Raw genomic sequence first — 12,869 nt, forward strand, 5'->3', positions numbered from 1 at the left:
ATTTATAAAATAGCAGTTTAATAACAAATTACATCAGAATGTTTCACGTGAAACATTTATGAACTACTCTACCCTCTTTCTACAAAATGTTTCACGTGAAACATTTTAGAAGAACTGACGATTCCCTAAAAATATGGTAAAATAGAGTCTATAGAAAGAAGGTGCAGTAATGAAGAAAAGCCTAACAGAACATATAAAGGCTTTACCGACATTTCTTAAAGGCTATGCTATAAAAAAATACGGATACTCCTTCGTCGGGATAATCCTCTGCATGCTTATAATAGCTTATGTAATGAATATATGGGTAGGAATTGTTCTAACTTTATTTGTAATATTGATTGGTATACTACTCTACTCTTTTGCGAATTATATCGTTAAAGAAACAAATCATTATGTATCGAACTTATCCTATAAAATCAATAAAGGCTCACAGGATGCTTCCATTAAAATGCCGATTGGAATGCTTCTTCTTGATTCTAATGGAGAAATACAATGGATTAATCCATATTTACAAAAATATTTTGATAAAAAAGATCTTCTGGGTTTTTCTTTGAAACAAGTAGATAAAGAATTGGCTCAAACTGTTAGCCAATTAAAACCTAACGAAGAGAAAGTAATTTATTGGAAAGAAAAATATTTCCAAACGGTCTTCCATTCAGATATCGGAATGCTATATATGATGGATATTACAGAGTATGCCGTTATCAAGGAAACCTATTTAGATGAAAGACCTGTATTTGGGCAAATTTTTGTCGATAATTATGCTGAAGTGTCGCAATCTTTAACCGACCGCAAGAAATCGAACCTAAACAACTTCGTGACGAACCAGTTAACGAGTTGGGCAAATCATAATAATATCTATTTAAAACGTGTAGATACAGACCGATTTGTAGCGTTTCTCGATAAAAAAATATTATCAAGACTCGAAAAAGATAAATTCGATATAATTGATAAAATTCGTGAAACTACAGCTCAACAAAATACTCCTCTAACTGTAAGTATGGGTTTTTCTTACGCTGATTCTACTGTTAATGAAATGTATTACGATGAAATTGCGTCTCTTGCACAAGAAAACCTAGATTTAGCGCTAGGGCGTGGTGGAGATCAAGTTGTAGTTCGTTCAAAAAATGAAGAAACAAGGTTCTATGGTGGAAAAAGCAATCCTCTAGAGAAGCGGACAAGAGTGCGTTCTCGTATGGTTTCTCAAGCCTTAGAAAACATGATGGCTGAAGCAACTCAAATTATCATCATGGGACATCAATATCCTGACATGGACTGTGTAGGCGGGTGTTTAGGAATACGTAGAATTGCTAAAATGCATGGAAAAACATCGTGGATTGTCACGAATCCAGACCAATACTCTCACGATATAAAAAAATTAATGGCTGTGATTAAGGAAGATGAGGAACTCTTCTCTTCTATCGTGACCCCAGAAATGGCGGAAGCTTTATTAACTCCAGAAACATTAGTCATTATCGTGGATGTAAGCAAACCATCCCTAACGGCTTCACCAGAAGTTGTCGAGAAAGCAAATCAATTGGTTATTATTGATCACCATCGACGCGGACAAGAATTTCCTGCAAATCCTGATTTGGTTTATATTGAACCGTATGCTTCTTCAGCTGGTGAGTTAATTACCGAACTTTTAGAATATCAATCGAATGAGGAAGAACAAATTAAGACGATTGAAGCAACAACATTATTAGCAGGAATCATCGTTGATACGAGAAATTTCACCCTGCGTACAGGTTCAAGAACCTTCGATACTGCTAGTTATTTAAAATCAGTTGGCGCCGACACCATCCTCATTCAACGCTTACTGAAAGAAAATGTAGATACGTATTTGATGCGAAGCCATTTGTTAAATTCACTAGAGATTCTTCCGAATAACATCGGAATTGTTCACGGAGAAGAGACATTTGTCTACCCTACAGTTGTTGCAGCTCAGACTGCGGATATGATGTTATCTATGGAAAATATCGATGCTTCATTTGTTGTCACTAAACGGAATGACGGTCGTATTGGAATTAGCGCGCGTAGTCTTGGGAATAAAAACGTTCAACGTGTAATGGAAAAAATGGGTGGTGGTGGACATTTATCAAATGCTGCTACACAGCTAACGGATATGAGTATCGAAGAAGCTATCGAACAGTTGAAGACTGTTATTCAAGAATTAGATACTGAAATTAATCTATAACTATGAGGAGGAATAGAGTATGAAAGTAATTTTCTTAAAAGATGTAAAAGGCAAAGGTAAAAAAGGCGAAGTTAAAAATGTAGCTGATGGCTATGCACAAAATTTCTTAATTAAGAACGGTTTTGCAAAAGAAGCTACTTCAGCAAATCTCGCTACTTTATCCGGTCAAAAGAAAGCGGAAGAAAAACATAACGCCGAATTATTAGCAAAAGCTAAAGAATTGAAAGAGTTCTTAGAACGCGAAGAAACAGTAGTTACCATTAAGGCTAAAGCAGGCGAAGATGGACGTTTGTTCGGGGCAATTCCAGCAAAACAAATTGCGGAAGAATTCAATAAAACTTTTAATGTAGAACTTGATCGTCGTAAATTCGAATTAGCGGCTCCAATTCGAGCGTTAGGATACACTCGTGTCCCTGTTAAATTACACCATGATGTTCAAGCGATTATGACAGTGAATATCGTCGCTCAATAAAGTTAGAAATTAGAAAAGAGATTATCCCACTTAGATAGTCTCTTTCTTTTTTACAAAATATGTGATAATAATCACAAAACGATTAAGTTATCTTTTATTTTGAGCCCAATCTTCTGTTTTATTAGGGTGTTTTGTGATACAATGAAACTGTATTTTTATGGCTATTTTTAGTAGAAAGGGTGTTTGAATGGAAGAGCTATATCCAAATTTAGTTCCGCCACAAAATCTAGAGGCAGAAGAGGCCGTTTTGGGTTCAATTCTTTTGGAACAAGACTCGATTATTTCGGTCATGGAGTTTCTTGTACCCGATGATTTTTATCGCGTTGCTCATCAATTGATTTTTGCCGCGATGATTGAATTAAATCAAAATTCGGAAGCAATCGATCCAATCACCGTTTCTGAGAAATTAAGGCAAAAGAACCAAATTGAAAATGTGGGTGGAGAAGCTGGTATTATAGAGCTTCTTGATAAAGTTCCTACAGCAGCCAACGTGGAATTTTACACTCAAATTGTTTTAGAAAAATCAACTCGTCGTAAATTAATTAAAACATCGACGAATATTGTAAAAAATGCTTACCAAGAAGATGAGACGATTGCAAATGTTTTAGATACAGCTGAAAGAGACATTCTTTCTGTATCTGAAGGACGAAATAAAGCGGGATTCATTCCAATTCGTGATGTTTTACATGACGCATATGCAAGCTTAGAAGAACGCTCCAAAAATAATGGAGAAGTTACAGGAATTGCTACAGGGTATATCGGTTTGGATCGAATGACTTCTGGACTTCACGCAGATGAGTTGATTATTTTAGCAGCACGTCCTTCTGTCGGGAAGACCGCTTTTGTATTAAACATTGCTAAGAACGTTGCGGTTAACTTGAATGAAACAGTAGCGATTTTCAGTCTTGAAATGGGGGCAGAATCTTTAGTAGAACGGATTATCTGTTCTCATGCGAGCATTAATGCAGGACATTTGAAAACAGGGAAATTGACTGATGAGGAATATACGCAATATTTCGTGGCGACAGGGGTCCTTGCTGAAGCTCCTATTTATATCGATGATACTCCAGGAATTCGTGTGTCAGAGATTCGTGCGAAATGTCGTCGTTTGAAGCAAGAGCGAAATAATCTCGGCTTAGTAGTGATTGATTACTTACAATTAATTGAAGGAAACGGAAAAGAGAGCCGTCAACAAGAGGTTTCTGAAATTTCTCGTAATTTGAAAAAATTAGCGAAGGAATTAAAGGTTCCAGTTATTGCACTTTCTCAATTATCTCGTGGAGTGGAACAACGTCAAGATAAGCGACCAATCATGTCGGATATTCGTGAATCTGGATCTATCGAGCAAGATGCGGATATCGTAGCGTTCTTATATCGTGATGATTATTATCGTCAAGAGCCAGATGAAAATGGACATGTTCCAGAAGTGGAGCCAAATAGTACCATTGAAGTCATTATTGAGAAAAACCGTAGCGGTCCACGTGGAACGGTTGAATTGAACTTCATGAAAGAATTTAATAAGTTTACAAATTTAGTGCCAGATGAAATTGAGCAAAGAGCTCCAATGGCATAGTAAAATTAAAAAAATAGAAGAGGTGCGTCAAATGTCATCAGTAGTCGTTGTTGGAACACAATGGGGAGACGAAGGAAAAGGGAAAATTACAGATTTCCTCAGTGAAAATGCAGAAGTAATCGCTCGATATCAAGGGGGAGACAATGCAGGGCATACCATTCAATTTAATGGGGTAACTTATAAACTTCATTTAATTCCATCCGGTATTTTTTCATCAGAAAAAATTAGTGTGATTGGAAATGGAGTGGTCCTAAATCCAAAATCTCTCATCACAGAACTTGAATATTTACAAGAAAGAAATGTGACTACTGATAACTTACGTATTTCAGACCGTGCGCATGTCATCTTGCCATACCATATTCGCTTAGACCAATTACAAGAAGAAGCGAAAGGCGATAACAAAATTGGAACAACGAATAAAGGGATTGGACCGTGCTACATGGATAAAGCAGCGCGTGTTGGGATTCGTGTGGCAGACTTACTAGACCGTGAAGTATTTGCTGAACGTCTAAAAATTAACTTAGCCGAAAAGAATCGCCTCTTTACTAAAATGTACGATGCAGAACCAATCGAGTTCGATGATATTTTCGAAGAGTACTACGAATATGGTCAACAAATAAAGAAATACGTTTGCGACACTTCCGTGATTTTAAACGATGCATTAGACCAAGGAAAACGCGTATTATTCGAAGGGGCACAGGGTGTTATGCTGGATATCGACCAAGGAACCTATCCATTCGTAACATCTTCAAACCCAGTTGCTGGTGGGGTAACGATTGGTAGCGGTGTTGGACCTTCAAAAATTAATAAAGTCGTTGGGGTATGTAAAGCGTACACTTCTCGTGTAGGGGATGGACCTTTCCCAACAGAATTATTCGATGAAATCGGCTCACGTATTCGTGAAGTTGGACGTGAATACGGTACAACTACTGGGCGTCCAAGACGTGTTGGATGGTTCGATAGCGTTGTAATGCGTCACTCTAAACGTGTATCAGGCATTACAAACTTAAGCTTGAACAGTATCGATGTATTAACAGGATTAGAAACGATTAAAATCTGTGTGGCTTACCGTAAGCCAAATGGAGAAGAAATTTCCCATTACCCAGCAAGCTTAGTCGAATTAGGACAATGTGAACCAGTCTATGAAGAATTACCTGGTTGGACGGAAGATATTACAGGATGCCGTTCACTAGAAGAACTACCTGAAAATGCACGTAACTATGTACGTCGTATTTCAGAATTAGTCGGCGTTCGCATTTCTACTTTCTCAGTAGGACCAGATAGAGAACAAACCAACATTTTAGAAAGTGTTTGGGCATAAAAAAGAATAGAGTAAAGGAAGATTGATATGAAGAAAATCTTAGTTGTAGATGATGAGAAACCAATCTCAGACATCGTCAAGTTTAGTCTTTCAAAAGAAGGATTTGAGGTCATTACAGCATTTGATGGCGAAGAAGGACTCGCTGCTTTCCACGAAAAAAATCCAGATTTAGTCATTTTGGACTTGATGTTACCAAAAATTGATGGATTAGAAGTTTGTCGTGAAATTCGTAAAACAAGTCATGTTCCTATTATCATGGTAACGGCTAAAGATTCTGAAATTGATAAAGTTTTAGGTCTGGAATTAGGTGCAGACGATTACGTAACAAAACCTTTCTCAAATCGAGAATTAATCGCGCGTGTGAAAGCAAACTTACGTCGTCAACAATTAGCTCCAGCGGAAACAGAAGAAGAAAAAACAGCTAACGAAATTGTTTTAGGCGCTTTAACGATTCATGAAGATGCCTATGTGGTTTCAAAACGTGGTGAAGAAATCGAATTAACGCATCGTGAATTTGAATTGCTTCATTATTTAGCAAAACATATCGGACAAGTGATTACTCGTGAACACTTATTGCAAACGGTGTGGGGCTATGATTACTTTGGGGATGTTCGTACAGTAGACGTAACCGTTCGTCGTTTACGTGAAAAAATTGAAGACACACCGAGTCATCCAACATGGATTATGACGCGACGTGGGGTAGGATACTATATTAAAACCCCAGACCAAGAAAAAGATGCTTAAACAACGAATGCGCTTTTCCTTGCCATGGTATATTCTGGCAAGAAAAGCGTATTTTGCTAAAAAGTAGAGGAGAAAGTGACTCATGAAGAAGATGAAACGATTTTTTCGTTCCATTCAATTTAAGATTCCAATGCTGTTTATCTTGCTCTTGATGATTTCGTTGCAACTCATTGTCGCGAACTTCTTAACGCAATTAGAATCTCAAATGATTTCGAACTTTCAGGAACAAATTCAGCTACAAGTAGGGTTCTTGAAAAATAATGTGCAGCCCATTTTGGCTAAGGATACAACAGATGAGGCCAAATCAGCTGAAATATCGCAATTGTTACAAGATTATCCAACAGGAAATAGTATTGTAGAAATTCGTATTATGGATATGCAGGGATATATTTTGGGAACCACGAATCAAACGCAGCAATCAATTGTAGGGACTCGTTCCACAGAGGCTGATGTACAACAAGTGGTAGTCTCAAATACTGTGTACAGTTACAACTATATTGACGGAGATTCTAGATATTGGAAATACGTTTCGCCGATTGATCCCGTCAGTGGTGTTTCTGGAAATCCAGTGGGGATTATTTCGGTAACGTCTAATATTGAATCGCGGTACACTCAAGTAAAAGATATTGGGATTATCTTTATTAGTTCTTCCGTTTTTATTATCATTTTAGCGATTGTGATTACCGTCATGATTTCTCAAGGGATTACTCGTCCGATTGCTGAAATGAAACAACAGACAGAACAAATTGCAGAAGGAAACTATACGGGTGAAGTGATGATTTACGGAGACGATGAGCTTGGGCAGTTAGGGCAAGCGATTAATGATTTATCTGTAAAAATCAAAGAAGCTCAAGAAGGAACGGAAGCGGAGCGGCAACGCTTAGACAGTGTCTTGCGTCATATGAGTGATGGGGTTATTGCAACAGACCGTCGTGGAAGAATTGTGATTATTAATGCTGCTGCATTGGATGTTTTGAACTTACGAAATGAGCATGTTATCGGAACGCCATTACTTGAAGTATTGCGTTTAGATAATAGTGTTTCTTTTAGAGATTTATTGGAATCTCAAGAAGAGCGAATGATTACGATTGAAGAAGATGGCGAGGAAACCATTGTTCAATGTGAAATTTCAGTGATTCAGCGCGAATCAGGATTTATTAGTGGTCTCGTGTGCGTATTAACGGATGTTACGGAACAAGAAAAAATTGACAGAGAACGTCGTAATTTCGTATCAAATGTTTCTCACGAATTAAGAACTCCATTAACGAGTATCAAGAGTTATACGGAAGCCCTGGTGGATGGAGCATGGGAAAATAAAGAAATTGCTCCAGAGTTTCTGAATGTCATAGAAACAGAAACGGATCGAATGATGCGTATGATTACCGACTTACTGAACTTATCACGGATGGACCAAAATCGATTAGAACTTGATAAAGAGTTTGTGAATATGAATGAACTCGTGAAGCATATTGTGAATCGATTTGATATGGTTTTACAGTCTGACCAATATAGAGAAAAGAACTATCGAATTCTCACAGATATTACCCAAAGAAATCTATGGGTAGAAATCGACCAAGATAAGATGACGCAAGTATTAGATAATATTATCAATAATGCGATTAAATATTCTCCAGATGGGGGACGGATTATTGTTCGACTCATGGAAACTCATACCGACCTTATTGTTAGTGTGAGTGATGAAGGACTAGGAGTTCCGCGTAAAGATATTCCTCACCTATTTGATCGTTTCTATCGTGTAGATAAAGCTCGATCAAGAGCAATGGGCGGTAGTGGACTTGGTCTTGCGATTTCTAAAGAAGTCGTACAACTTCATGGAGGAAAAATCTGGGTGAATAGTATTGAAAATAAAGGATCAACATTCTTTATTTCATTACCTTATGTTCCATTTGAAGAGGATGGTGAATGGGATGAAATTTAAAAATTTTCGAGTACTATTATCGACCTTATTTGTGTTGATGCTCCTTAGCTTTGTATTTACGTATTTAATTGTTATTCGTCCAGTTGAATTTTTTGGAGTAAAAAAACAATCAACTAATCTGACGACTACTCAAGATTCCGGAGCACAGATTCGAGCGAACTATACGCTTGAGGATGTTTTTAGACCGACCCGCCTTGTCTTAACCAATAACAATAAGTTTGAAATGACAAGCCAAATGTCGATTCTAAAAGAAGTAAATACCTATCTATCAAAAAGCTTTTCGAATGTAACGCGTTTGTCTAACTTAGATGATACTAGTTATGAGAACCTTGTTTTAAGAGAAGCTCATTCGCAAATTTTATTTGATGGGTTGCTTTCTTTCGGAATTATGAATCGTTATTTTGACGGGTTGAATGAGGATTATGTCAATGAGACATTTTCACGAATTGTTATTCGAACGGATGAACCGCATACGGCATACTTTGTCAATGATGAAAATAAAAATGTATACAGTGCAAAAATCGATGAGAGCTTAAGTGCGAAATTGGATGCTTTGTATAAATCTGATGAATTTTATGAAGTAGAATCGTATCGAGGAAAGACAAAGCAATTTTTTGTGGAGCAAGATAAGGTAAACGTTGAACAATCGGCATACTTGATTGAGCAAATTCCAATTACCTTCTATATCCGCCAACTCTTTTCAAATCAAACGGAAATTAGAACACGTGGAGATGGAAAGAGTGTGGTGTATAACGACAATTTATCTCAATTGAAGATGGATCGTACAACAAATATCATTACTTTCTTTGAAAATAAACCAGGTGATGAAACACTTCTTTATACGAATAACTTAACGCAGACTTTTACACAGATGAAGCGTCTAGGTGGATGGCAATTAGGAATGAGTTTTTCTTCAGTAGATTTAAGTTCCAATATAGTGGAGTATGTTCGATATGTGAGTTCCTATCCAATTCTTTCTAGCGGAAGAGAAGGGATGACTCAAGTAAAAGCGACCGCAAATGGAATTGAAAAATTAAAAACATCCTCTTTAATTGCGCAAACCCCTCTGCCAACCAAAAATAAAAAGGTAACGATTGTTGGTGGAAAAGATATTGTGGCGGAACTGCTCAATGAAGGGTTCTCAATGAATGAGATAGAAGATATTCGAATTGGTTATTCTTGGACAACCAGCAGTGAAAACAATCAAATCGTAGAATTTATTCCGACTTGGTATATCAAAATGAATAACAGATGGAAGACATTATCAGAGTTAAAAGCGGAGAAAAAAGCGGGAGATGCCGCGAATAAACAAACAGTAGGGGGTGACGGAGATGGACTTTAGAAGAAGTGCAATCGTATTGATTGTTTGTTTCTTTTTCCTAGATGTATTCCTATTTGGACTCGTTTGGCAGAAAAAGGTAGAATCAAAAACCCCTTTGAATACAAGTATTAACGTCATCGATCAGATGAAACAAGATGGAATTACATTGCCGTCATTACCTTCAACGGAGGAAACGGCTCCGATTATCCAACTAACCCCTGTTTCCATTGAGTCAGGTTTGAATAATTTACAAAATCAAATCGTATCATTGGAAAAAAATGTTATCAATGCAGAGTTAGTACCACCGATTCAGTTAAGTCTATCGAATCCAGTAAATGCGGAAAGTTTTAATGACTTAACAGCTTTTATCAATAATAAGGTTTTATTCGGGGATAAATATATATGGTCTTCTTATAATGCGACTACACGGAAAGTGATTTATACACAAAAAGCAGATAAATTGAGTATTATGGATGGAACCAGCCAAATTATTGTCACATTGAATACGAATGACCAAGCTGTTAGTTATGAACAAACTTATGCGGGAAATGTGCAAGTGCTTGGAAATGAGAGAAGTTTAATTACTGCACAAAGCGCTGTTGAAGTTTTATTCCTAGCCGGGAAGATTCCAGCAAAATCAACTGTTTCAACGGTTAAGTTATCTTACTTTCAATCATTAGTGTTAAAAGAATTTTCCATTTATTCTCCTGCTTGGTATGTTGAAATTCGTCAAGCAGATGGTCAATTAGTGGCACGTCGTGTAGACGCAATTCATGGGACCGTGTTAATGAATGAAACCTTAGAAACAACGAATACGCAAACACAGCGTACAACAACCAATAACACAACAACACAAACAGTGCAACAACAATAGAAGGGACATAGTATGCAAGAATTAGGTTTTAAAGTGAGTTTATTAGCGAGTGGGAGTTCAGGTAATGCAACTTATATTGAAACTCCTAAGCAAAAACTATTAGTGGATTGTGGACTCACTGGTAAAGCTATTAGTGCGCAAATGGAGAAAATAAATCGTTCTATATCCGATATTGATGCGATATTAGTGACTCATGAGCATTCCGATCACATCAAAGGAATTGGCGTACTTGCAAGAAAGTATGGCATTCCTATTTATGCAAACGAAAAAACATGGGCAGCAATGTCTGGAAAAATTGGAAAGGTTGCTCTTGAACAACAAGAAATCTTCAATACTGGAGAAACACTGACTTTTGGAGATATTGATGTGATGAGTTTTGCGGTTTCTCATGATGCGGCTGCTCCACAGTTTTATAGCTTCCAAAAGGATCAACGCCAGTTTGTTATGCTAACAGATACCGGATATGTGAGTGACAAACTTCGTGCGCTCCTCAAAAATGCTAATGCGTATTTAATTGAAAGCAATCATGATCTTGAAATGTTAAGAATGGGGCCTTATGCGTGGCATTTAAAACAACGAATCTTAAGTGATAAAGGCCATTTATCCAATGATGATGGGGCTTTAGCCATGTGTGAAATGCTTGGAGACCAGACGAAACGCATTTATTTAGGGCATTTAAGTCAAGATAATAATATGAAGGAAATTGCTTATCAAACAGCAGAATCCGTATTTAGAACTCACGATAAAGGAGTTCATCATTCCTTCGAATTATTTCATACGGATCCATATGAGCCTACAAGCCTATTTGAAGTTTAAATTCTTAGGAATAATGCAAGAGATTTTTAAATAGACTATAAGTGTTTGTTCACATAAAATTCATATTTAGAATTTATCTTTAAAGTAACAACGAGAGGAGTGAGCAAATGGAAGAAGAACAACAAAAACAGTTAAGAAAACGTAAGAATAAAAGCTTTAGAAATGGATTTGTTGGTGGGATTGTTGGAGGAACCATTGCAGTCGCAAGTGGAATTGGAATTATGGCGATTACAAATCCTTTAAACCATCAAACACCAACGCCTACTACGCAAGCTTCAGAGAGTAATGTAACGACTACGAAAACCTCTACCGCCGCTGCAAATACGAATAATGATATTTCTAAGGTTGTAGAAAATGTAAAAAATGCAGTGGTTTCTGTCATTAACAAACAGGCGTCTGGCCGTAATTCTCTTTACGGAACTCAGCAGCAACAACAACAATCAAATGATGAATTAACGACAGCTTCAGAAGGAAGTGGCGTTATTTATAAAAAGGAAAATGGATATGCCTATATCGTAACGAACAATCACGTCATTGCAAATTCGCAAGAGTTAGAAGTTCTTTTAGCAGACGGAACTAGGGAAAAGGCAGAATTAGTTGGGAGTGACCAATGGACGGACTTAGCAGTGATTCGTATTCCAGCAGATAAAGTAAGTACTGTTGCGGAATTTGCGAACTCTGATGAGGTAAAAGCAGGACAAACAGCTATTGCAATTGGATCTCCTCTCGGCAGTGAATTTGCTACTAGTGTTACGCAAGGGATTGTTTCTGCAAATAATCGTCCAGTTCCAACTGATGTGGATGGCGATGGCCAACAAGATTGGATTGTAAATGCGATTCAAACGGATGCTGCAATTAATCCAGGGAACTCAGGTGGAGCTCTTATTAATAGCGCGGGACAAGTCATTGGGATTAACTCTATGAAGATTTCTAAATCTTCTGTTGAAGGTATGGGATTTGCAATTCCAAGTAATGAGGTCGTATCCATCATCAATGAATTGGAAAAAAATGGTAAAATCGTTCGTCCAGCTCTAGGAATTTCAATGGTGAACTTATCGAATGTGAATTCACAAGCCGTTAATCAGTTGAATTTACCAAAAGATGTGAAGGGCGGAGTTGTGGTTGCAGAAGTCTCTTCTAAAGGAAGTGCAAAAGCGGCAGGGCTTCAACCATATGATGTTATTGTAGAAATGGATGGCAAAAAAGTAGAGGGAATTCAAAATCTAAGAAAAATACTCTATAGTCATAAAGTGGGAGATAAATTGGAAGTAACGTATTATCGTAACGGACAAAAACAAACAACCACAGTTTCCTTAACAGAAACCAATAACCCAAGTTTATAAAAATAAATGAAGAGTCGGATTACCAATGTGGGATCCGACTTTTTTGGACTTATCCTCAAACTTATCCACCGAATTGTGGATAACTTTGTGGAAAAGTCTTTGGAAAACTCTTTGTCAAGTCCAAACAGTGGGAAATGCCTTTTGAAAACAGAAACTGCCAAAAAGCCTAGAATAAGGAATTTGATTGGAAAAAGTTATAAACATGAAAAAGAATTATTGTGGATAACTTTTTCATAAAACGACAAAGAACGTTGATATAACGGTGTTAT

The 12,869-nt window shown here is 37.1% G+C and carries 10 protein-coding genes; all 10 read left to right on the plus strand.

Going from position 1 to position 12,869, the window contains the following annotated elements:
* Positions 1 to 292 precede the first annotated feature (292 nt).
* The 10 genes from Q0594_RS02350 (at position 293) to Q0594_RS02395 (ending at position 12,600) form a co-directional block, all read left to right on the plus strand.
* On the plus strand, positions 293 to 2,197 hold the full coding sequence (locus tag Q0594_RS02350) for a DHH family phosphoesterase (protein ID WP_298729426.1): 1,905 nt from the start codon (positions 293 to 295) through the stop codon (positions 2,195 to 2,197).
* Between the two features lie 19 nt (positions 2,198 to 2,216).
* Positions 2,217 to 2,669: a 50S ribosomal protein L9 gene (gene rplI, locus Q0594_RS02355; protein WP_259949778.1), complete on the plus strand. Its 453-nt coding sequence runs from the start codon at positions 2,217 to 2,219 to the stop codon at positions 2,667 to 2,669.
* A gap of 187 nt (positions 2,670 to 2,856) precedes the next feature.
* A complete protein-coding gene (gene dnaB / locus Q0594_RS02360; protein ID WP_298729427.1) occupies positions 2,857 to 4,242 on the plus strand; it encodes a replicative DNA helicase in 1,386 nt (461 codons plus the stop codon).
* Between the two features lie 31 nt (positions 4,243 to 4,273).
* On the plus strand, positions 4,274 to 5,563 hold the full coding sequence (locus tag Q0594_RS02365; protein WP_298729428.1) for an adenylosuccinate synthase: 1,290 nt from the start codon (positions 4,274 to 4,276) through the stop codon (positions 5,561 to 5,563).
* A 27-nt stretch (positions 5,564 to 5,590) separates the two neighbouring features.
* Positions 5,591 to 6,307: a response regulator YycF gene (gene yycF, locus Q0594_RS02370; protein ID WP_298729429.1), complete on the plus strand. Its 717-nt coding sequence runs from the start codon at positions 5,591 to 5,593 to the stop codon at positions 6,305 to 6,307.
* 82 nt (positions 6,308 to 6,389) lie between these two features.
* Complete coding sequence (gene walK, locus Q0594_RS02375) at positions 6,390 to 8,246, plus strand: cell wall metabolism sensor histidine kinase WalK (RefSeq protein ID WP_298729430.1); 1,857 nt, start codon at positions 6,390 to 6,392, stop codon at positions 8,244 to 8,246.
* Complete coding sequence (gene yycH, locus Q0594_RS02380; RefSeq protein WP_298729431.1) at positions 8,236 to 9,588, plus strand: two-component system activity regulator YycH; 1,353 nt, start codon at positions 8,236 to 8,238, stop codon at positions 9,586 to 9,588. The genes walK and yycH overlap by 11 nt, the downstream gene beginning before the upstream one ends.
* Positions 9,578 to 10,441 (plus strand): two-component system regulatory protein YycI, encoded by an 864-nt coding sequence (gene yycI / locus Q0594_RS02385; protein ID WP_298729432.1) that lies wholly within the window; start codon positions 9,578 to 9,580, stop codon positions 10,439 to 10,441. The genes yycH and yycI overlap by 11 nt, the downstream gene beginning before the upstream one ends.
* Before the next feature lie 12 nt (positions 10,442 to 10,453).
* Positions 10,454 to 11,257 carry an MBL fold metallo-hydrolase gene (locus tag Q0594_RS02390; protein ID WP_298729433.1) on the plus strand — a complete coding sequence of 268 codons (804 nt, stop codon included), beginning with the start codon at positions 10,454 to 10,456 and terminating at the stop codon, positions 11,255 to 11,257.
* Positions 11,258 to 11,364: 107 nt separating this feature from the next.
* Positions 11,365 to 12,600 (plus strand): S1C family serine protease, encoded by a 1,236-nt coding sequence (locus tag Q0594_RS02395; protein ID WP_298729434.1) that lies wholly within the window; start codon positions 11,365 to 11,367, stop codon positions 12,598 to 12,600.
* Positions 12,601 to 12,869 lie beyond the last annotated feature (269 nt).

The sequence above is a fragment of the uncultured Granulicatella sp. genome (genome assembly GCF_938030755.1).
In the GTDB taxonomy this organism is placed as follows: Bacteria; Bacillota; Bacilli; order Lactobacillales; family Aerococcaceae; genus Granulicatella.